The sequence below is a fragment of the Geodermatophilus sp. URMC 61 genome (genome assembly GCF_052931555.1).
Map to the genome: position 1 here is coordinate 434334 of NZ_JBRFHZ010000002.1, position 21795 is coordinate 456128.

General features: G+C 72.7%; 18 protein-coding genes. 8 read left to right on the top strand and 10 right to left on the bottom strand.

Annotation, left to right across the window (positions count from 1 at the left end; all coding sequences use genetic code 11):
• Nucleotides 1–264: 264 nt before the first annotated feature.
• On the bottom strand, nt 265–708 hold the full coding sequence (locus tag ACU610_RS02105) for a TIGR03618 family F420-dependent PPOX class oxidoreductase (RefSeq protein ID WP_446766063.1): 444 nt from the start codon (nt 706–708) through the stop codon (nt 265–267).
• 459 nt (nt 709–1167) lie between these two features.
• On the opposite strand from ACU610_RS02105, the gene ACU610_RS02110 reads away from it, so the two are divergent.
• Together ACU610_RS02110 and ACU610_RS02115 are read left to right on the top strand one after the other, a co-directional pair.
• Nucleotides 1168–2805, top strand: a complete 1638-nt coding sequence (locus ACU610_RS02110) for a M28 family peptidase (protein WP_446766064.1) — start codon at nt 1168–1170, stop codon at nt 2803–2805.
• A 145-nt stretch (nt 2806–2950) separates the two neighbouring features.
• On the top strand, nt 2951–3607 hold the full coding sequence (locus ACU610_RS02115; RefSeq protein WP_446766065.1) for a hypothetical protein: 657 nt from the start codon (nt 2951–2953) through the stop codon (nt 3605–3607).
• 253 nt (nt 3608–3860) lie between these two features.
• On the opposite strand, the gene ACU610_RS02120 is transcribed toward ACU610_RS02115, so the two are convergent.
• On the bottom strand, nt 3861–4550 hold the full coding sequence (locus tag ACU610_RS02120; RefSeq protein ID WP_446766066.1) for a GntR family transcriptional regulator: 690 nt from the start codon (nt 4548–4550) through the stop codon (nt 3861–3863).
• A gap of 400 nt (nt 4551–4950) precedes the next feature.
• On the opposite strand from ACU610_RS02120, the gene acnA reads away from it, so the two are divergent.
• Nucleotides 4951–7785, top strand: a complete 2835-nt coding sequence (acnA, locus tag ACU610_RS02125) for an aconitate hydratase AcnA (RefSeq protein ID WP_446766067.1) — start codon at nt 4951–4953, stop codon at nt 7783–7785.
• 143 nt (nt 7786–7928) lie between these two features.
• On the opposite strand, the gene ACU610_RS02130 is transcribed toward acnA, so the two are convergent.
• The 8 genes from ACU610_RS02130 to ACU610_RS02165 all read right to left on the bottom strand — a co-directional run bounded on the left by ACU610_RS02130 (nt 7929) and on the right by ACU610_RS02165 (nt 16129).
• Complete coding sequence (locus ACU610_RS02130) at nt 7929–8246, bottom strand: hypothetical protein (protein ID WP_446766068.1); 318 nt, start codon at nt 8244–8246, stop codon at nt 7929–7931.
• A 90-nt stretch (nt 8247–8336) separates the two neighbouring features.
• On the bottom strand, nt 8337–9086 hold the full coding sequence (locus tag ACU610_RS02135) for an SDR family NAD(P)-dependent oxidoreductase (protein WP_446766069.1): 750 nt from the start codon (nt 9084–9086) through the stop codon (nt 8337–8339).
• A 41-nt stretch (nt 9087–9127) separates the two neighbouring features.
• On the bottom strand, nt 9128–9907 hold the full coding sequence (locus tag ACU610_RS02140; RefSeq protein ID WP_446766070.1) for an SDR family NAD(P)-dependent oxidoreductase: 780 nt from the start codon (nt 9905–9907) through the stop codon (nt 9128–9130).
• Complete coding sequence (locus tag ACU610_RS02145) at nt 9904–11244, bottom strand: MFS transporter (RefSeq protein ID WP_446766071.1); 1341 nt, start codon at nt 11242–11244, stop codon at nt 9904–9906. The genes ACU610_RS02140 and ACU610_RS02145 overlap by 4 nt, the downstream gene beginning before the upstream one ends.
• A 26-nt stretch (nt 11245–11270) precedes the next feature.
• Nucleotides 11271–12158, bottom strand: a complete 888-nt coding sequence (locus ACU610_RS02150) for a polysaccharide deacetylase family protein (protein ID WP_446766072.1) — start codon at nt 12156–12158, stop codon at nt 11271–11273.
• 32 nt (nt 12159–12190) lie between these two features.
• Complete coding sequence (locus tag ACU610_RS02155) at nt 12191–12376, bottom strand: hypothetical protein (protein WP_446766073.1); 186 nt, start codon at nt 12374–12376, stop codon at nt 12191–12193.
• A gap of 305 nt (nt 12377–12681) precedes the next feature.
• Nucleotides 12682–13644 (bottom strand): aldo/keto reductase, encoded by a 963-nt coding sequence (locus ACU610_RS02160; protein ID WP_446766074.1) that lies wholly within the window; start codon nt 13642–13644, stop codon nt 12682–12684.
• 19 nt (nt 13645–13663) lie between these two features.
• Entirely contained in the window at nt 13664–16129 is a 2466-nt protein-coding gene (locus ACU610_RS02165) for a beta-glucosidase (RefSeq protein ID WP_446766075.1), read from the bottom strand.
• A gap of 170 nt (nt 16130–16299) precedes the next feature.
• Between ACU610_RS02165 and ACU610_RS02170 the strand changes: the two genes are divergently transcribed.
• The 5 genes from ACU610_RS02170 (at nt 16300) to ACU610_RS02190 (ending at nt 21757) form a co-directional block, all read left to right on the top strand.
• On the top strand, nt 16300–17241 hold the full coding sequence (locus ACU610_RS02170) for a phosphoglycerate dehydrogenase (protein WP_446766076.1): 942 nt from the start codon (nt 16300–16302) through the stop codon (nt 17239–17241).
• A gap of 84 nt (nt 17242–17325) precedes the next feature.
• On the top strand, nt 17326–17985 hold the full coding sequence (locus ACU610_RS02175) for a GntR family transcriptional regulator (protein WP_446766077.1): 660 nt from the start codon (nt 17326–17328) through the stop codon (nt 17983–17985).
• 407 nt (nt 17986–18392) lie between these two features.
• Nucleotides 18393–19817, top strand: coding sequence for an MFS transporter (locus tag ACU610_RS02180; protein ID WP_446766078.1), 1425 nt, complete (start codon nt 18393–18395; stop codon nt 19815–19817).
• 24 nt (nt 19818–19841) lie between these two features.
• Nucleotides 19842–20717 carry a transketolase gene (locus ACU610_RS02185; protein WP_446766079.1) on the top strand — a complete coding sequence of 292 codons (876 nt, stop codon included), beginning with the start codon at nt 19842–19844 and terminating at the stop codon, nt 20715–20717.
• On the top strand, nt 20714–21757 hold the full coding sequence (locus tag ACU610_RS02190) for a transketolase family protein (RefSeq protein ID WP_446766080.1): 1044 nt from the start codon (nt 20714–20716) through the stop codon (nt 21755–21757). Before ACU610_RS02185 ends, ACU610_RS02190 begins: the two co-directional genes overlap by 4 nt.
• Nucleotides 21758–21795: the final 38 nt, after the last annotated feature.

The window sequence follows — 21795 nt, forward strand, 5'->3', positions numbered from 1 at the left end:
GGTGCACTGCACCAAGTCGGGCCGCCACGACCCCGATGAGGACGTCCACCAGGGCCGGCTCGGAGTGACACTCCCCGACGGCCGCGAACAGACCGCTTTCCTGGTGTGGACCACATGGCCGGGCAGCTGGGACGAGACGGACCTCCACCGCCCCTGGATCCCGCCGCCGTCCCCTGAGCGGTACTGACCGTCTCCCCTCGGCCACGGCTGGAGCGCGGTGACCGGGCGGGGCCTGCCGGCCGAGGGGCACGGGTGCGGCGCCGCCTATCCGTTGCTGTAGATCCGGTTCGGATCGATCAGCACGGCAGTGCGCCGTTGCTCGGCCATGACCCGGTCGTACTCCTGCCAGTTCTCGTGCCGACCGCCGGCCGCGGCGAACACCGCGCGCAGCAGGAGGCGGAGCTGGTCGGCGTCGGCCAGCCAGGGCTGCGGGTCGTCGGGCCCGGCCAGCTGTGCGCGTCCTTCCACCGTCGCCCACTGCCAGCCGTGCCGGAAGGTCACGCTCACCTGCGGGCGGGCGCGGAGGTTGGCTAGCTTGACCCGGCCGTAGGTGACGAAGGCCAGCGCCGGCCGCCCGGTCGCCGGATGGGCGAGGATCCCCGCGTTGACCACCGAGGCCTGGATGGTCGAGTCCGCCCGCAGCGTGGCGACGACCGCGAGGTGGTGCTCGTCGGCGGCGAGGGCCGCGACGTCGTCGAGGCTGGTCACACCTGCACCTTGGCACCACCGCGGGGGCGGCTCAGCAGATCGGGTCCGCGCGACGGACATCCCGCGTGTCGCCGTCGACACGCCACGACGTGATGCGGCTGTGACGGCGACGTGACGCAGGCCTCGGACAGTCCACGACGTTCCCCCGCCGAGAGAGGACCTCTGCTGATGGCCGCCATCCAGATCAAGGTCCCCCGCGCCCTCAACCTGCCCGACGACCGGGTCGCGCACCTGGGGTCGCTCTGCCGGAGCGAGGACATCGACAGCATCACCGCCGAGGGGCGCGATCTCCGTGGCGTCGCGAGGGAAGGCGGTGGTCGTCCCGGTAGGGGTCATCGCACTCTGACGGCCCGGTACCCCAGGAGGGCGAGCACGGGACAGGAGCTCGCACCTCCCGCGGCGGGGGACCCCCGGGTCGGTCGCGCCGAGACGTCCGCCGGACGGGATGGAGGAGTGGAGATGTCACGACGGCGGACACGGGGCCGGAGCAAGGCACTGCCGAGGGCGGCGGCCGTGGGTGCCGGCGGTCTGCTGCTGGCGCTTCTGGCGCCCGCGACCACGGCGGTCGCGGCACCCGGTGGCGGCGGGTGCGGATACCGGGACAACGACACCTACGACGAGCTCCTCGAGTGCGTGACCGCCGACGGCGTCCTCGAACACCTCGAGGAGTTCCAGAAGATCGCCGACAACAGCACCGACCCGGACTACCCCGGGACCCGGGCCGCCGGCACCGACGGCTACGCCGACAGTGTCGACTACGTCGCCGGGCTCCTCCGCGAGGCCGGGTACGAGGTCACCCTCGACCCGGTCGAGATCACCTTCAACTTCCCGGGCGTGCTGCGGCAGACCGCGCCGGTCGCGGCCGCGTACCGGACCGGCGTCTTCACCGGCAGTGGTTCAGGGGCGGTCGAGGGCACCGTGATCCCGGTCGACCTCAACCTGGCCACGGGACCCGATGCCATCTCGACCAGCGGCTGCGAAGCCGCGGACTTCGCCGCCCAGGACTGGTCGGGGGACGCCGACATCGCGCTCGTGCAGCGCGGCACCTGCTTCTTCGGCACCAAGGCCCACTACGCCCAGCAGGCCGGCGCCGAGGCGGTCGTCATCATGAACCAGGGCAACACCCCCGACCGCGAGGAGCTCATCGCCGCCGACGCCACCAGCGTCGACCCGCCGATCGAGGGAGCGCCGGGTCCGGTCACCCACGGCATCCCCGTCGTCGGCGCCAGCTCCGCCGACGGGATCGCCCTGTCCCAGTCCGGTTCCACCGCGTTCGTCGAGGTGCTGCCGGCCGAGACCCGCACCGACCACAACGTGATCGCCGAACTGCCGGGGCAGAACCCGGACAACGTGGTCATGGCCGGCGCCCACCTCGACAGCGTCATCCAGGGGCCGGGGATCAACGACAACGGATCCGGGTCGGCCGCGCTGCTGGAGACCGCGCTGATGATGGCCGAGACCGAGCACGAGAACACGCTGCGGTTCGGCTGGTGGGCCGCCGAGGAGCAGGGCTTGGTCGGCTCGAAGGACTACGTCAACGGCCTGTCCCAGGCCGAGCGGGACCGCATCGCGCTCTACATGAACTACGACATGGTCGGCTCGCCGAACTACGTCTTCCTGGTGTACGACGCCGACCAGTCGACGTTCCCGGCGCCCGAGGGCGTGCCCATCCCCGAGGGCTCGACGGCCATCGAGGACCTCTACGAGGCCTACTACACGCTCATCGGCGAACCCTACGACGACACCAGGTTCTCAGGCCGCAGCGACTACGACGCCTTCATCCGCAACGGCATCCCGTCCAGCGGGCTGTTCACCGGCGCCGAGGAGGTCAAGACCGAGGAGCAGGCGGCGATCTGGGGCGGCACCGCCGGGCAGCAGCTCGACCCCTGCTACCACAAGGCGTGCGACACGATCCAGAACCTGGACCGGCACGCGCTCGACGTGAACAGCGACCTCATCGCCTTCGCCATGCTGACGTTCGCCTACTCCACGGAGTCGGTGAACGGGGTCGAGGGCAGGGGCGTCCCCGGTGACGGCGGGGGACTCCCGGCCCCCGCCGGGCCGGAGGGCACGTTCACGGCGGACGGCGGCGCCTGAGCACCCCTGCGGGAACGGGGCCGGCGACCCGTCGGCCCCGCTCCCGCAGCCGCGCCGCGGGGGCGCTCGGACCCCGCCGCCGGGCGCGTGGGTGACGCCCCGCCCGCCTTATCGGTGACTATCGGACTCCACGAAGGTGGCTGCAATGAGCGACGACCCCGACCCCTCCGCGCAGGGAACGACTCCAGGTGAGGCTGAGGGAAACCGCCGTTCCTGCCTGGACGATCCCGCAGAGCTGCGTGACCGGCGGATCTGCCTGAACCGGATCTCCAAGAACCTGGAGGGTGACCTCCGCCCGCGAGAGGACCCCATCACCGAGTCGTGTGGGGACCCTGACTGCAACACCCTCAAGGCCTTCCACACCCTGGAACTCAACGCCGCGCTGCACGAGGAGTGTGACGAGGTCCGCGGACTCGACGGCACCATCGCTGTTCCGGATCTCGTGCACGCCTACCAGGCCGGGGACTTCACCGGGCGGGGCGTGCACGTAGGGACCTTCGAGTGGAGAGGTGCCGGCGTCATCGCGCGTGGCGCACTGTCCGGCATGACCAATGCCGGAACGCATCGTGGACCGGTTCACACCCTTCCCGATGAGTCGGAATGCCAGAGCTGCAACGCGCGAGGCTGGATGGAAGGCCGCTTCTGTGGAGAGGTGATAGAGGAGGGCTCGGATCCGGCTCTGGTCGGCAGTCAGGTCGTCGGGACCTACCGCCTGCGCTTCAGGCCGTCTTCGGCCGGTGGCGCCGGACTTGTTCGCGGCACCCTGGAAGGGTCCTTGATCCGGCCGTGCCGAGCCGCCTGACGCTCCGGCGGGCATGACCCGGCCTTCTCCGAGCCGGTCGGTCGCCTGCCCGGAGGGAACCGCGAGCAGCAGGAGGACGACCGCGAACGACGCGGCGAGCGCTCCCAGCCATCCGCAGGGGACGTCGAGTTCGATGGCCCGATGGGTCACCGCAGGGCGGTCGACGAAGGTGACGACGTGCGCGAGGACCGCGTGGACCAGCAGCAGCGCCAGCAGACGACGCCCCGGCGGGCCTGGGCGACGTCCCCACCGGTCAGGAGTCGTCCGACGACGCGCCCGGCTTCGCCAGGCGCCAGGCCGACCTCGCCCCCAGGCTGGTCTGGATGTGGGCGCGCATCACGTCAGCAGCGGTCTCGGTGTCACCCTCCACGATGGCCTGGAAGAGCAGGGTGTGCTCGTTGGCCTTCATGGCCCGCTCCTCGGGGCTGCGCTCGACCTGCAGGCCGTGCCGCCGATAGCGGTCGGCGGTGTCCCACAGGCCGTCCAGCATCTCGGTGAGCAGCGCGTTGTGCGAGGCCCGGTAGACCGCGGTGTGGAACCGGCGGTGCGCGATGAGCTGCGTCACCGTGGGGTTGCTCGGGAGGGCGTGGAGCCCCTCCAGGCTCGCGCGCATCTCGGCGAGGTCCTGCTTCGTGCGTCTTTCGGCGGCGAGGGAGGCGGCCATCGGATCGAGGGAGCGGCGCACCTCGAGCAGGTCGCGGGCCTCCTCGGCGTCCAGCTGGGTGACCCGTGCGTCGCGGTGGGCGTCCAGCTCGACCAGGCCCTGCTGCTTTAGCCGCCGCAGCGCCTCGCGCAGCGGCGTGGTGCTGATGCCGATCTCCTTGGCCAGCACAGCCTGGTTGATGACGGCGCCGGGCTCGAGCGCGCCGGAGAGGATCAGCTCACGCACGCGTGTGTACGCGAAGTCGCTCTTGGTCGCGTACAGGTCTGCCGGTCGCGTCATCGAGCCTCCTGTCGGGGTGCACACGTTATAACGTGCTCGTGGTCGTCGGCTGGCCGATCGTGGTTCTCGAGGTCGGACGAGGGCCGGCTCCTCGGTGACGTCACCGCCGCAGCGCTGCTCCGCGCCCGGCCCTGAGCGGACGATACATCCAGAGTGGCGGTCATAGGTTATAAGCTCTACGGTGTGGGGACAGGACGCTCCCTCGCCGTGGACGACCCCCGACAGCAGCACCGGGCCCGCGAACAGGTGCCCCTGGTGCACGGTCCGGCCTTCCAGGGCGCGCACCGCCCCGGGCGCACCACGCGGCCGGGCAACAGGCGGCCGCCCGCTGTCTGATCCCGGGCAGCTCCGTCACCACGTCCTGCCGGCCGCTGGACACATCCGAGGAGGAACGACTCCGGTGAGCACGCACGACGCCCTCGTGGAGCGCAACAGTTTCGGCACCGCAGGGGAGCTGGCGGTGGGGGAGCGGCGCTACGCGATCCACCGGCTGGCCGACATCACCCCGGCCGGGCTGCCGATCAGCCTGAGGATCGTGCTGGAGAACCTGCTCCGGCACGAGGACGGCGTGCGAGTGACCGCCGAGCAGGTGGAGGCCCTGCTGGCCTGGGGACACGACGGCCCTGCCGGCGCGGCTGTCGACCTGAGCCCGTCGCGGATCTTCCTGCACGACACCAACGGTGTCCCGACGCTGGCCGACCTCGCCGCCATGCGCGACGCAGCCCACGCGCTGCGCGGCCGCGCCGGGCTGGTCAACCCGACCATCCCGTCGGAACTGGTCGTCGACCACTCGGTGATCGCCGACGTGTTCGGCCGGCCCGACGCCCTCGAGCGCAACGTCGAGATCGAGTACGCCCGGAACGGCGAACGCTACCGGTTCCTGCGCTGGGGGCAGTCGACGCTGCGCAACGTCGCCGTCGTCCCGCCGGGCACCGGGATCATGCACCAGGTCAACGTCGAGTACCTGGCGCGCGTCGTCATGGCCGAGGACGGCTGGGCCTTCCCCGACGTGTGCCTGGGCACCGACTCGCACACCACGATGGTCAACGGGCTCGGCGTGCTGGGCTGGGGCATCGGCGGCATCGAGGCCGAGGCGGCGATGCTCGGCCAGTCGCTGTCCATGCTGCTGCCGCCGGTCGTCGGGGTGCGCCTGCACGGCGCGCTGCCGGAGGGCGCGACCGCGACCGACCTGGTGCTCACGATCACCGAGATGCTGCGCGCCCACGGGGTGGTCGGGAAGTTCGTCGAGTTCTACGGCCCCGGGGTCGCGCAGACCTCGCTGGCCGACCGCGTGACCATCTCCAACATGAGCCCGGAGTTCGGCTCGACCTGCGCGTTCTGGCCGATCGACGACGAGACGCTGCGGTACCTGCGCTTCACCGGGCGCCCGGCGGCGCGCGTGGACCTGGTCGAGGCCTACGCCAAGGAGCAGGGGCTGTGGCACGACCCCGTGGCCGTGCCGCGGTACACCGAGCTGCTGGAGCTGGACCTGGGCGGCGTGGTGCCGTCACTGGCCGGCCCGAGCCGGCCGCAGCAGAGGGTGCCGCTCGACCGTGCCAAGGAGGGTTTCCGCTCCGCCCTCGCCACGGCGATCACGCTGGACCGGGCTGCTGCCCCGGCGACCGTGACGTCGTGGGCCGACGAGGCGTCGCAGGAGTCCTTCCCCGCCAGCGACGCGCCGGCGATCGACACGGAGGTGCCGGTCTCCGAGGTCCCGGCGATGCCGCCCCCGGACGCCCCGGTCTCACCGAGGACGTCGGGCACGGTCCCGGTCACCCTGGACGGCGGGACGGCGGAACTCGCCCACGGCAGCGTCGCGATCGCCTCGATCACGTCGTGCACCAACACGTCCAACCCGACCGTGATGGTGACCGCCGGGCTCCTGGCGAAGAAGGCCGTCGAGCGGGGGCTGCGGTCCAAGCCCTGGGTGAAGACCAGCCTGTCACCGGGATCCCGCACGGTCACCGACTACTTCGACGAGGCCGGACTCACGCCCTCCCTCGAGCAGCTCGGCTTCCACCTGGCCGGCTACGGGTGCATGACCTGCATCGGGGCGTCGGGGCCGCTGGTCGAGGAGGTCTCGCGGGCGGTCACCGACCACGACCTGACCGTGGTCTCGGTGCTCTCGGGCAACCGCAACTTCGACGGGCGGATCCACCCCGACGTGCCGATGAACTACCTCGCCTCACCGCCACTGGTCATCGCCTACGCGCTGGTAGGCACCATGGACGTCGACCTGATGACCGAACCCCTCGGGATCGGATCCGACGGGGACCCGGTGTACCTGCGCGACATCTGGCCCAGCTCCCGCGAGGTCCACGAGGTCATCGAGGCCACCGTGGACGCGGACGTGTTCACCCGCGCCTACGCCGACGTGTTCTCCGGCGACGACCGGTGGCGGGGGCTGGACGCGCCGGCGGGGGAGACCTTCGCCTGGGACGACGGCTCCACCTACCTGCGCCGTCCGCCCTACCTCGACGGCATGTCCCCGGAGCCGGCCCCGGTGCGGGACATCACCGGTGCCCGGGTGCTGGTCAAGCTCGGCGACTCGGTGACCACCGACCACATCTCCCCGGCCGGGGCGATCCCGCCACACACCCCCGCTGGGCAGTACCTCACCGAGCTCGGCGTCCCGGGGTTCGAGCTGAACACCTACGCCTCACGCCGCGGCAACCACGAGGTGATGATGCGCGGTTGCTTCGCCAACGTGCGGCTGCGCAACCAGCTGGTCCCCGGGAAGGTCGGCGGCTGGACCCGCGACCTCCTCACCGGCGAGATCGAGTCGGTGTACGACGCTGCGCTCGGCTACCACGATGCCGGCGTGCCGTTGGTCGTGGTGGCCGGCAAGGAGTACGGCAGCGGCTCGTCGCGGGACTGGGCCGCCAAGGGGCCTGCGCTGCTCGGCGTGCGGGCGGTCCTCGCGGAGTCCTTCGAGCGCATCCACCGGTCGAACCTGGTCGGCATGGGGGTGCTGCCTCTGCAGTTCCTCGACGGCGAGAACGCCGACACCCTCGGACTCACCGGCACCGAGGTCTTCGACGTCCGGGGACTGGCCGAGGCGGTGGCGCAGCCGGGCGGTTCGGCCACCGTGACCGTGCTCGCCGACGGACGGCCCTTCTGCGTCCGGGTCCGCCTGGACACCGCGCGGGAGGCCGACTACTACCGGCACGGCGGGATCATGCGCTTCGTCGTCCGGAACCTGCTCGGGGCAGGACAGGAGAGTTCGACCTCCTGACCGGACACCGCGGCTGCCGTCCCGGCGCGCTCGGCCCGGCACGGCGGCGCACTCACCGCAGGCGCCCGCAGCAGACCCATCGACCCCAAGGAGGGGCACCGGCCAGAACGGACCGCGGTCCGTGCACCTGACACCGAGGACTGCTACGGGGCGCTCTCCCGGAGGTCCTCTTGCGGTGACCCGACGCCGGCGAGCAGCGCTGTCACCAGCTCGTCCGCACGCGGAGGCGGTGGATCGGGGTCACCGCCCCCGCTGAGCAGCTGCTCGAGCGGCACGCCGGCGGGCATCGTCCGCCTGTCCACGAGTCCGTGTGCGACCAGGGCACCGGCCAGCGTCTCGACGTCATCGAACACCTGCCGCCTCCCGGTGGGGAGGGCCAGCACCCACCGGTCCCCGAACACGGAGATCCCGACGCGGGGCCCGACGGAGCGCTGGAGCTCCTTCTGGACGGCGGACTTCATCCCCCGCAGGTTCAGGTAGGCCGTGGTCCTCGAGACCGCGCGGCCGCCCGGGCATCCCGCGCACATGGGCGTTCCTCCCTCCGGATGGACCTACGGCATCACGTCACCGCTGTTGGGGCCCAGCGTCTGGCCGGTGTAGAGGTCACCGCCGGGTGAGGAGGCCAGCAGCAGCGCGGTGGGTGCGACCTCGTGGGCCTGTCCGAAGCGGCCGATGGGCAGCTCGGCCTGCTTGGCGGCCTTCCACTCCTCGGACAGTCCTTCGATCAGGGGCGTGACGATGGGCCCGGGGGCGATGGCGTTGACGAGGATGTTGTGCTCGGCCAGCTCCAAGGCCATGGCCTTGGTCATGCCGATCACCCCGGCCTTGGCCGCGACATAGTGCGTCAGGCCGGTGCCGCCCTTGATGCCCAGCTGCGAGGCGATGTTGATGATGCGTCCGCCGCCGCGCTCCACCATGTGCGGCGCGGCCCAGCGGACGGCCAGGAACACGGCCTTGAGGTCCACGGCGAGGACCTTGTCGAACGTCGCCTCCGTCATCTGCAGCAGCGGCGTCTCGTCGAGGACGCCGGCGGAGTTGACGAGGACGTCGATCCCGCCGAGCTCCGCCACGATCCGGTCCATCCCCGCCCGGACGGCCTCGCCGTCGGTGACGTCCACGGCCAGCGCCGTGCCGCGGACGCCGGAGCCCCTGCACTGCTCGGCGACGGCCGTGGCGCTCGGTTCGTTGCGGTCCAGCACGGCCACGTCGGCGCCCTCCTGGGCGAAGAGGACGGCGATGGCCGCGCCGATCCCGCCGCCGCCGATGACGACGGCGACCTTGCCTGTGAGCTGCTTGTCCATGTCGTCCTGTTCTGGGGTCGACCGCGTACTCGGCGGTGTGCTCAGCTGGGCCAGCGGACGGTCAGGCCGCCGTCGACGATGAGCTGCTGCCCCGTGACGTAGGCCGAGTCGTCGCTGGTGAGGAACCGGATGGTGCGGGCGGCCTCGTCGACGTTGCCCACGCGGCCCCACGGGATGATGGAGCCGGCGGCGTCGAGGCCCTCCCGGCCCAGCGAGTTGACCGGGTCCAGGGACTGCGGGCTCTCGATCAGCCCGGGGATGACGGTGTTCACCCGGATCCTCCGGGGTGCGAGCTCCACGGCCAGGGACCGGCACAGGCCGAGCAGGCCGGCCTTCGCCGCCGCGTAGTGGGCGTGCTCCTCCCACCCGTAGACGCCGCCGGCGATGGAGGAGGTCGCGACCATCGCCCCGCCCTGGGTCATCCGCGTGCTGCAGGAGCGGAAGACGCGCAGGACCCCGGAGAGGTCGACGGCCATCATGTCGTCCCACGCCTGGTCGGTCATCTCCGCCAGCGGCGCCCGGCGCAGGATGCCGGCCGCGGCCACCGCGATGTCCAGCCGGTCGTACTCGTCGAGCGCGGTCTGGGCGAGCCGCTCGGTGTCCTCGAAGCTGCGCACGTCCATGGGTACGGCCGTGCAGCGCCCGCCTGCGGCCTCCACGGCGCGGACGGTGTCCGTCGCGTCGTGGGGGTCCGACGGCAGGTAACCGACCACGCTGTGGGCGCCGGCCCGGGCGTAGGCGACCGCCAGTGCCCGGCCGATCCCGCTGCCGCCGCCGGAGACGACGGCGACCTTCTCCTCGAGTCCGTCGTCGCGGTTCATGCGAACACCGTCGACCGCTGGTGGGCGTCGTGGATGGTGCGGGTCCCGGCCATGCACAGCGCCGAGACGAGCAGGCCGCCGGTGCCGGTGATGATCGCGGCCCAGCCGGTGTCCACACCCGCGGTCAGCAGGATGGTGAGCAGACCCGAGCCGGCGATGCCGCCCAGCGGCGCCATCACGTGCGCCACGTTCGCGCCCATGCCGCGCACCTGGGGCGGGAAGGACTCGCCCATGTAGAACAGCAGCGCCGCGTAGGGGCCGGTGAGGAAGAACAGCGTCAGCGCGTACAGCGGGATGATGAACGCCGCGTTGCTCGGGCCCAGCAGCATCACCAGGCTGACGACGCCTCCGGCGATCCACCCGAGGACCACGGTCCACTTGCGGCCGATCTTGTCGCCCAGCCACCCGTGGAAGACGTAGCCCACGAAGCCCACCGCGTTGGAGAGCACCAGGATGATGAGGGCGTTGTCGAAGGACACCCCCTTGGCCTCGACCAGGATGGTGGTGCCCAGGACGGAGAAGACCTGGATCGAGAACCAGTTGAAGAACCACGCCAGGGACAGGCAGGTCGTGTGCCGGCGCAGCTGCGGCGTGAAGACGTCCTTCACGCCGGTGGCGTGGTGGGCCGCCTCCTCCAGGTCGTGCTCGTCCGCGAGGGCCTGGGCGCCGGCGGTGTCGCCGGCGGCGCGACGCCGCCTGACCTCCTGCATGGCGGCGAAGGTCGGGGACTCCGGCAGGCGGGCCGCGAGGATCACGACGATGATCGACAGCACCGCGGCGACGACGAAGGACCAGCGCCAGCCGATGAGCGGCAGGGTCAGCGCCGACAGGCCGGCTGAGACGAGCGCGCCGACGGGCCAGCCGCCCTGGACGAGGGAGTACATCAGGCCCTTGCTCTTGGCCTCCTTGTACATCTCGTTGAGGTAGACGGCGTTGACGACCTCCTCCGACATGGAGAACCCGGAGAAGGAGCGGATGATGATCAGGCTCACCGCCCCGACCGCGGCGCCGGTGAGCCCGGACGCCACCGCACCGCCGAGCATGAGCACCATGAGGGCCTTCTTCCGGCCCATCCGGTCGATGATCGTGCCCACGGCGAGGGCGACGATGAACACGCCGATCGTGGCGTAGGTGTTGATCGCGGCGGACTGGGCGACCGACCAGCCGAACTCCTCGGCGATCACGGGCAGCAGGGTGCCGAAGAGGGTGAAGTCGTAGACGGACGCCACCCAGGCGATGAAGCAGACGACGGACACCTGTCGGATCGTCTTGGGAGTGATCCTGACGTTCCAGGGCTCGACGCCGGAGGGCGTCGCGCTCGAGCGCGGGGAGGACATGGCTGTGCTCCTCTACATCAGCGGGATCAACCGGCCTTGCGCGGATTGCGGGCTGCGAAGTCGCGGGCGACGTCCTCCATGAAGGCGAACTCGACACCGTCGTGGCCCTGGATGTGGTCGAGGAGACGCTCGAGCATGAGCAGGTTCTGTGGGCGGCCGCAGACGTCGGGGTGGATGGTGATGGGGAAGACGGCGTAGTCCATCTCCCGGTGGACCCAGTCGAACTGGTCCTTCCACAGCTGCTCGATGTCGCGCGGGCTGACGAAGCCGTGACTGTTCGGGCTGGACTTGATGAACATCATCGGCGGCAGGTCGTCGAGATACCACGACGCCGGGATCTCGATGAGGTCGGTCTCCTCGCCGCGCACCAGTGGCTTCATCCAGTCCCGGGCGGAGGCCGCCCCGTAGTCGATCTTGGTCCAGGTGTCGCCGACTCGCACGTAGTACGGGGTGTGGTCGTCGTGCATCAGCGAGTGGTCGTAGAGGAAGCCACGCTCCAGCAGGATCTCGTTGGTGACCGCCGAGAACTCCCACCACGGCGCCACGTAGCCGACCGGCTTCTTCCCGGAGCGCCGCTCGATGAGGTCGGTGCAGTAGTCGAGGATCTCGGTCTCCTGTTGGCGGGTCATCGCGATCGGGTTCTCGTGGCTGTAGCCGTGCACGCCGATCTCGTGACCGGCGGCGACGACCGCGTCGAACTGCTCCGGGAAGGTCTCCACGGAGTGGCCGGGCCAGAACCAGGTCACCGGCATGTCCCGCCGCTGGGCGAGCTGGAGCAGGCGGGGCACCCCGACCTCTCCCGCGAAGAGGCCGCGGGAGATGTCCCCCGGAGAGTCCTCTCCGCCGTAGGAGCCGAGCCAGCCGCCGACGGCGTCGACGTCGATCCCGACGGAAACGTAGATCTTCTCGGGCATGGTGCCTCCTCGAGGGTCGGTGAGACGGACGTTCAGCGGTGGGTCCGGAAGGCCGGGGGCAGCGCGGCAGCCGAGGTGCCGTGGGGAAGCAGGAGGGCGCCGGGGACGAGCGCGCCGCGGATCGGGCCGGCCGCCGCGTCGGTGACCACGGACCCTGCGTCCCCACCCCCGCGCGACGCGGTGGTCCCGCCCGTGCCGAGCAGTCGGCTGTGCCCCATGTCCCGCCCCCTCCTCGTCGAGCACTGCGCTCGCACGTCGAGATGCGCAGGTCAATCGACCGTGGCCATCGATTGCCGGGCATGACGGCCACGACGGTGAACGACGGCTAGTGTGATGCGTGCCACACGTTCGCGCCTGTTCACCCTCTGAGCTGGGAGGGGTGGTCGAGGTCCAGGAGCCCCCGATCTGGGCTTCCCACCCCGTCGCGAGCGACGCACGAGTGCACCGGAGCGCTGCGGGATCCCGCGGCACACCGGGCCCCTGACCAGCGCAGACGCCGATCAGGGGCCTTCGTCGTCCGGGCTCACGCCCAGGGCAGCCGGCTGCGGCTGCTCCAGTAGTCCTCGGGGTCCTGCGGCTCGACCAGTCCGCCGACGTCGAGGCCGGCGACCCGGGTCGCGGCCGCGTTGCTGGCCAGCTGGGCCACGGTCACCGCGCCGCTGAGGACGACGTCGCACCACGGCTGGGCCAGCGCCGCCCCCAGTGCCAGGGCGTCGACCCCGACGCCGGAGTCCCGCGCGGCCGCGGCGAGCGGGCTGTCGGCCGGCACCCCGTGCTCGGTGAGGCGCCCGTTGGCGACGCCCTCCTTGACGACCACCCGGAGGCCGGCGGCGTGCGCCTCGGCCAGCGCACCGGCCGCGGACGTCTCGAGCAGGTTCCACGTCGACTGCACGCTGGAGAACAGCGGCCGGCCGTCGACGGCGAGCTCCAGGCCGCGGCGGACGGCGGCGGCCTGCTCCGGCCCGGACGTCGAGAAGCCGAGCTCGGTCCCCTCGTCCCGCACCTCGGCCAGCCGGCGCAGCAGCGGCTCGTCGTCCCACAGCGGACTGTCCCCGGTCAGCGAGTGCACCTGGTAGAGCCGCAGCCAGGGGCCGAGCAGCGCGGTGCTCTCCCGGTACTGGCGCTCGAACGCCGCCGCGGTGTGCTCCTTGACCTCGTGGCGCTCGGCGTCCGTGCGCCAGCCGCCGGTGTACCGGTAACCCCACTTGCTGGCGACGAAGGGGACCTGCTCGCGGCCGCGCAACCAGGAGGCGAGGAACTCCTCGGCCCGCCCGTACGAGCGGGCGGCGTCGACGTAGCCGATGCCCAGGGACGCCGCGGCGTCGAGCAGCTCGGAGGTGCGGGCGCGCAGCGCCGCCGGGGACCGGTCGCCGGGCAGGTCACGGTCGCGGCCGAGGGTGATGTACGCCGGCCGCCCGATCGCCGCCAGGCCGAGCCCCAGCACCGCGGTCGGCGCGGCGGGGGGAGAGCTCCCCGTCGGGGTCATCGTCGTCCCCTCCGCGGAGTCAGCCCTGCACCTGCACGTCGAGCTCCAGCGGCAGGACGCCGGAGGAGGGGCCGGCGTGCAGCCGGAACGGTCCCGCCTCGGTGGCCCACCGGTGCGCGGCCTCGTCCCAGTGCTGGTAGGTGCGCTCGGGCAGGTCCACCCGCACCGCCACCTCCTCGCCCGGGTCGGCCGCCACCACGGCGAACCCGGCCAGCCAGCGGACCGGCCGCTCGACCGCGCTGCCCGGACGGCTCGCGTAGACCTGCACGACCTCCCGTCCCCGCCGGGTGCCGGTGTTGCACAGCCGCACGGTGACCGCCGAGGCGCCGCCCTCGACGGACAGGAACTCCCACGAGGTGTAGCCGAGGCCGGAGCCGAACCGGAACCGCGGCTCTCGGCCGTCGCGGTCGTGGCGGCGGTGGCCGACGAACAGGCCCTCGTCGTAGCGCAGCGTCCCCTCGACCGGCCGAGGGGAGGGCAGGCACTCCTCGTCGGCCGGCCAGGTGACCGGCAGCCGGCCCCCGGGCTCGGTCGCCCCGAGGAGGACGTCGGCGAGGGCGTTGCCGCACTCCTGCCCGGGGAACCAGGTCAGCAGCACCGCCGGCACGTCGTCGGCCCACGGCAGCAGCACCGGGGCGCCGGAGTTGACGACCACCACGGTGCGCGGGTTGGCCTCGACCACCCGGCGGACCAGATCGTCCTGCCGGCCGGGCAGCGCGAGCGAGTCGCGGTCGAAGCCCTCGCTCTCCACCTCCTCGGTGGTCCCCACGACGACGACGGCCACGTCGGCGTCCCGGGCCAGCGCCACGGCCTGCTCCACCTCGGCGTCGTCGTCGGTGTCGCGGGCGACGTTGACCTGGAACGTCACCGACTCCACGTCCGTGCCCTCGAAGTCCCCGGCGGGCTCGGGCACGTGGCCGACGACGACCTCGACCTCCTCGCCGGTCCGCAGCTGCACGGCCACGGACTCCTGCGGGGGCCGCACCATGCCCTCGACCGGGTCCGCGCCCGGCGGCAGGCTGATGCGGGTGTCGAGGCGGATCTCCCCGCCGACCGTGACCCGGAACGGGCCCACGCCGGAGACGCCGATCCGGTGGGTGCCGTCCTCCTCGGCCCGCACGCGGGTGTGCACCTCCACCGACCGCACCCGGTCCATGGGCAGGTCCGGCCCGTAGGAGCCCTGCCAGGTGAACGCCGCCGCCTCGCGCACCTCGGTGCCGAGCACGGTGCCCCCCGCGTCGAGGAAGCGCACCTCCACGCCGCGGCCGCCGTCGGGGCGGCGCAGCAGGTCCGGGTCCGCGGGGGGCAGGCGGTGCGTGCTGCGGCCGCCGCGGCCGTGCACGACCTCGACGTCCGGCCCGAGGGCGGCGCGCAGCCCGGCCAGCGGGGAGACGGTGTACGGCGGGAAGACCGTCGCGCTCCCGCCGCCGAGGGTGCGCGCCTCGACCGCGTTGGGCCCGAGGACGGCGACCCGCCGCAACCGGCGCCGCTCGAGGGGCAGCAGGGGGCCCTCGCCGGAGGCGGCCGGCTCGTTGCGGGCGAGGACGAAGCCCGAGGCGGCGGTGGCCCGCAGCTCCGCGCTGATCTCCTCCTCCGTCCAGGGGGTGGCTGCTGTGCCGGCGGCATCCTCGAGGGCGCCGACCCGCCCGGTGAGCCGGAGCACCCGCAGCACCTTGTCGTCGACCGCCGACTCGGGCACCTCCCCGGCGCGCACCGCCGCGACGAGGGCGTCCCCCCAGGGGCCACGAGGACCCGGCATCACCAGGTCCAGCAGGCCGGTCCCGGCCGCGGCGAGTGACCGGGCGGCGAACCAGTCGGACACGACCACCCCGTCGAAGCCCCACTCGCCCTTGAGGACGTCGCGCTGCAGCGGGCTCTCGGTCATCGTCGTCCCGTTGACGCCGTTGTAGGCGGCCATGACCGCCCAGACGCCGCCCTCGCGCACGATCGCCTCGAACGGCGCCAGGTACACCTCGCGCAGCACCCGCTCGTCGACCCGGACGTCGGCGGAGAAGCGCTCGGTCTCCTGGTCGTTGGCGACGAAGTGCTTGACGGTGGCGCCGACGCCCTCGTCCTGCAGCCCGCGGACGTAGGCGACACCGATCCGGCCGGTGAGCAGCGGGTCCTCGCTGAAGCACTCGAAGTGCCGCCCGCCGTAGGGCGTGCGGTGCAGGTTGACGGTGGGGGCGAGCACCACGTCGACGCCCCGGCGCCGGGCCTCCGCGGCCAGGAGCCGGCCGAGGCGCTCGATGCGGTCGACGTCCCAGGTCGCGGCCAGCGCCGTGGGGGAGGGGACGTTCGCGGAGGTGTCCCGCTCGTCCCACCGCTCGCCGCGGACGCCGGCCGGCCCGTCGGAGACCACGAGGCGGCGCAGCCCGACGGCCGGCTCGGGGTGCAGCGACCAGACGTCCGCGCCGGTGAGCAGGCGCACCTCCTGCTCGAGGTCCAGCCGGCCGAGCAGCTTGCGCAGGTCGTCGTCGTGCACGGGGGTGCGTTCCCTTCTCGGCGGGGAGGGGCACCCCCGCCGACCGGCGGGCGTGCTGCGGCGGGGAGCCACCGCAAGGTCTAGTTCGGCCGGGAGGCCCTGGTCAAACGCAGCGGGGCCGAACCGGAGCGCCGTGCGCCCGACGTCGTCCCTCGGGCAGGCTGGTCGCCGTGAAGCTGCTGCTGCCCGACTCCGTCCCGCTCGACCCCGCGCTGCCCGAGGGGGTCGAGGCCGTGCGCTACGACGCCGCGGCCCCGGTGCCCGACGAGCACCTGGACGCCGAGGCGCTGGTGGTGTGGGGCAACCGCCCGGGCGACCTGCGCGCCGTCGCCGGCCGGATGCCGCGGCTGCGCTGGGTGCAGACGCTGGCGGCCGGGCCGGACGTCGTCCTGGGCGCGGGCTTCCCGGACGACGTCGTCGTCACCTCCGGGGTGGGCCTGCACGACCGGCCGGTCACCGAGCACGCCCTCGCCCTCGTGCTCGCCCTGCTGCGCCGGCTGCCGGAGGCGATCGCCGCGCAGGCCGAGCACCGCTGGGCCGACGAGCTCGGCGGGCTGCAGCCGCTGCACCCGGAGGGAGCGGTGACCACCCTGCTCGGCGCCCGGGTGCTCGTCTGGGGGTTCGGCAACATCGGGCAGAACCTCGCTCCGCTGCTGCAGGCCCTGGGCGCGCAGGTGCGGGGCGTGGGGCGCAGCGCGGGGGAGCGGTCCGGGTTCCCCGTCGTCGCCGAGGACCGGCTCGACGCGGAGCTGCAGGAGACCGACGTCCTGCTGATGATCCTGCCCTCCACCGAGGCCACGACCCACGCGCTGGATGCCGCCCGGCTGGCCGCACTGCCGCGGCACGCGCTCGTCGTCAACGTCGGCCGGGGGACGACGGTCGACGAGCCCGCACTCGTCGCCGCGCTCACGGACGGGCGCATCGCCGGGGCCGCGCTGGACGTCACGGAGGTCGAGCCGCTGCCGGCCGACTCCCCGCTCTGGGACGCGCCCAACCTGCTGCTCACCCCGCACGCCGCCGGCGGCCGACCCGTCGGTGCGGACGAGCTGGTGGGTGCCAACCTCGAGGCCCTGCTCGCCGGGCGGGAGCTGCGCAACGTCGTGGCGCGCTGACCCCGACGAGGGACCGCTGTCGACAGTCGGCAGGTCCGGCCGGGGCGGCGCGGCTACCATGACGGGCGACGAGGAGGCTGCTGCGTGAGCGTTGAGTCACTGTCGGCCCTGGACCGGAGCACCCTGCGCGAGCGGTCCCTCGAGGCCCTGCGCGGGGCCATCCTCACCGGCCGGTACCGGCCCGGCGACCACCTCGGTGAGGTGGAACTGGCCGGCTCGCTCGGCGTCAGCCGGGGCACCGTGCGGGAGGCGCTGCGGCACCTGCAGCAGGAGGGCCTGGTCACCTCCGGCAACCGCGGCATGCTGCGGGTCAACAGCCTGACCTCCGCCGAGGTCCACGAGCTGTTCCGCGTCCGGGCCGCGCTCGAGGGGCTCGCCGTCCGGGAGGTCATCGCCTCGTCCCGACGGGAGGCCGCCACCGAGGCGCTGCGGACGGCGCTCGAGCGGCTCTCCGACGAGGAGGAGCCGGCGGCGCGGATGGAGGCCGACCTGGCCTTCCACCTCCTGCTGTGCCAGCTGTCGGGCAACTCGATGCTCGTCGAGGCGTGGCAGCGGCTCGAGGGCCGGATGCGCGTGGCCATCCTCAACGGCGCCAGTTGGCAGGCGCCGATGATGGCCCGCGACCGCCACCTGCCCATCGTCGAGGCCATCGAGCGCGGGGACGTCGAGGCCGCCGTGCGGGTCGTCGACGAGCACATGACCGCCGCCGCGGAGCACTTCGCCGAGGCCACCGAGTCCGCCTGACGAAGGGCCCCCTGCCCCCCGCGCCTCGCAGGCTCGGCGTGGGCACCTGAAGGATGGCCGGCCGCCCGTCCTCCTTCCCGCTGGCAGGCTCGCGGCGAGCCTCGCGACGGAGGCACCCGGGACGGGGGCCGCCCTGCCCCTACCGCTCGCGAGCTCGCCGCGGGACCCTGCAGGAGGACCGCCCCTCCTCCCCCCTCGGGGGAGGACCCCGTCCTCCCCACCTCTCGCACGCTCGGGGCGGTGCCCTGGAGGGCAGCCACCCCCCCCGTGCTGTGACCTGCAGGGATGCAGGTGCCGGGAAGTGACCCTTGACACCGTGACGGTCACCACTCACTCTTGTCGCCAGTTGCCTGTTAACAGTCAACTGACAACGGGGATCCGACGCTCATCGCTCACCGGAGGTCACCATGACCGAGCGGCACCCACCCGTCCGCGATCCACACCTCGAGGAAGTCGCCCACTGGCACCCCATCCAGGGGACGCCGGAGAAGAAGAAGGTCGCCATCGGCTGTTCGGTCGGCGCGACGATCGAGACCTACGACTTCATCGGCTTCGGCATCGCGGCGGCGCTGTACTTCAACACCGCCTTCTTCCCCGCCGACGACCCGTTGTCCGGCACGCTGCTGTCCTTCGCCACGCTGGGCATCGGCTTCGCCGTGCGCCCGCTCGGCGGGATCATCGGCGGCTACCTCGGTGACCGGATCGGCCGTAAGCCGGTCCTCGTCGGTTCCCTGCTGCTCATGGGGATCGCGACGGTCCTCATCGGCTGCCTGCCCACCTACCAGCAGGTCGGCATCTGGGCCGGGATCCTGCTGGTGCTCGTGCGGGTCGTGCAGGGGCTCGCGTTCGGCGCCGAGTGGGGCGGTGCGATCCTCATGTGCTTCGAACACGCGCCCTGGCGGAAGAAGGGCCTGTACACCGGCATCACGCAGGCCGGCTTCCCGGTCGGGCTGCTGCTGGCCAACCTGGCCTTCCTGGCCAGCGTCCCGCTGGGCGGCTCGTGGGCGTGGCGGGTGCCGTTCCTGCTCAGCGCCATCCTGATCGTCGTGGGCATCGTGATCCGGCTCAAGGTCGAGGAGTCGCCCGAGTTCGAGGAGCTCAAGGAAGAGGGCGAGATCTCCAAGAACCCGCTCGTCGAGGTGCTCCGCGACGACTGGCGCAACATCCTGCGCGCCTTCTGCCTGCGGATCACCGAGACCGCCGGCTACGCGGTGTCGGTGACGTTCATGCTGTCGTACATCGCGGCCGAGGGGCTGGCCGACCGGTCGGTCACCCTGACCGGCACGATGATCGCCGCCGGGATCGGCATCTTCGCTACCACCTACTGGGGCGCGCTGACCGACCGGATCGGGCGGCGCCCGGTGTACCTGCTGGGCACCGTGCTGCACGTGCTCTGGGCCATCCCGCTGTTCCTGGTGGTCAACACCGGCGCCGCGGTGGCGATCATCGTCGCCTTCGTCATCAGCTACGCGGTCCTGCAGAACTCGCTGGCCGGGGTGCAGGGCGCCTGGTTCTCCGAGCTGTTCGCGACCAAGACCCGCACCACGGGCGCATCGCTGGCCTACCAGATGTCGGCCGTCGTGTCCGGGTTCACACCGCTGATCGCGACGTGGCTCTACTCCCAGGTCGGCTGGATCGGACCGGCGCTGCTGTTCGGCGCCTACGGCCTGCTCGGCCTGGTCGCCACCCTGGCCACCAAGGAGACCTGGGGCCGCGTCGAGCGGGACGAGGTCGCCGTTCTCGAGCGCGCTCTCGCCACCGAGGCCGCCGTCCCCAACCCCCCCACCCGGACGCACGAGCACCGGCCGACGGCCGACTCGGCGACCGACTGAGTCCACCACGAGGAGGAGCACGACATGACCTCGCTGACCACACCGCAGGCTGCACCGGCCACCGGGGACCGGGAGGAGCGGATCGAGCGGATCCGCCAGGCCGCGTACCGGATCCGCCGCAACGCCCTGGACATGGGGGAGGTGCAGGGGCAGGGCTACATCGGGCAGGCGCTGGGCGTGGCCGACGTCCTGGCCACCGTCTACACCGACCAGCTCCGGTACCGCCCGGACGACCCGCACTGGCCCGACCGGGACCGGTTCCTGCTCTCCATCGGCCACTACGCCATCGCCCTCTACGCGGCGCTGGCCGAGGCCGGCACCATCCCGCTCGAGGAGCTGGAGACCTACGGCTCCGACGACTCCCGGCTGCCGATGTCGGCCATGGCCTCCTACACGCCGGGCGTGGAGATCTCCGGCGGCTCGCTGGGCCACGGGCTGGCCGTGGCCGCCGGGATGGCGCTCGGGCTGCGCCACCAGGGCAACGGCGCGCAGGTCTACAACCTGCTCTCCGACGGCGAGCTCGACGAGGGCTCGACCTGGGAGGCGGCGCTGGCCTGCGCCCACCACGGCCTGGACAACCTCACCGCGATCGTCGACGTCAACGCGCTGCAGGCCGACGGCCCCACCGCCGGCGTGCTGCGCACCGAGCCGGTGACCGACAAGTGGCGGGCCTTCGGCTGGCACGCCCTGCGCGTCGACGGCAACGACGTCGCCGCGCTCGTCGACGCCCTCGACGAGCTCCGCGCGCACCGCGGATCGCCGTCGGTGCTCATCTGCGACACCCGCATCGGACGCGGGGTGCCGCTGCTCGAGGGCCGCGAGAAGGCCCACTTCATGCGGGTCGAGGAGCACGAGTGGCAGATCGCCCGCGACCAGCTGCAGGAGGGGATGGCCCGATGACCAGCACCGCGCCGAAGAAGCGGCTCACCACCTCGGCGATGATCGCCTCGTTCGCCGACCCCGGTCAGCGCACGGCCAGCGCACCGTTCGGGCACGCGCTCAACCGGCTGGCCGAGCAGCGGCCCGAGGTCGTCGGGCTCTCGGCCGACCTGGCCAAGTACACCGACATGCACGTGTTCCGCGACGCCCACCCCGACCGGTTCTTCCAGATCGGCATGGCCGAGCAGGCGCTGCTGGGGGCGGCGGCCGGGATGGCGGAGGTCGGGCTGGTGCCCTTCGCCTCCACCTACTCGGTGTTCGCCACCCGGCGGGCGTACGACTTCCTCTGCCTCGACATCGCCGAGCCCGGGCTCAACGTCAACGTGGTGGGGGCGCTGCCCGGCCTCACCACCGGGTACGGGCCGAGCCACCAGGCCACCGAGGACCTCGCCATCCTCCGTGGCTGCCCGGGCCTGACCATCGTCGACCCGTGCGACTCGGTCGACATCGAGCAGGCCGTGCCCGCGCTGGCCGACGCCCCCGGCCCCACCTACCTGCGGCTGCTGCGCGGGGCGGTGCCGACGGTGCTGGATGAGTACGACTACCGGTTCGAGCTGGGCAAGGCCGCCGAGCTGCGCACCGGGCGGGACGTCGTCCTCATCTCCACCGGCCTGATGACGATGCGGGCGCTGCAGGCGGCGGCGCGGCTCGAGGCCGACTCCGTCGACGTCGCCGTGCTCCACGTCCCGACGATCAAGCCGCTGGACACCGAGGCGATCCTGCGGGCGGCGCGGACCGACCGGCTCGTGGTCACGCTGGAGAACCACACCGTCGTCGGCGGCCTGGCCGAGTCGGTCGCCTCGACGCTGGCCTTCGCCGGGGTGGGCACCCGCGTGGTGCCCATCGCCCTGCCCGACGAGTTCCTCGCCGCCGGCGCCCTGCCCACCCTGCACGACCGCTACGGCCTGTCCACCGACGCCGTCGTCGCCCGCGTCAAGGCCGAGCTCGGCGGCGGCGCGCACGCGCCCTGGGCCGCCGACCCCGAGCCGGCCACGGCCTGACGCCGTCAACCCACACCCGACCACCCGATCACTGGAGG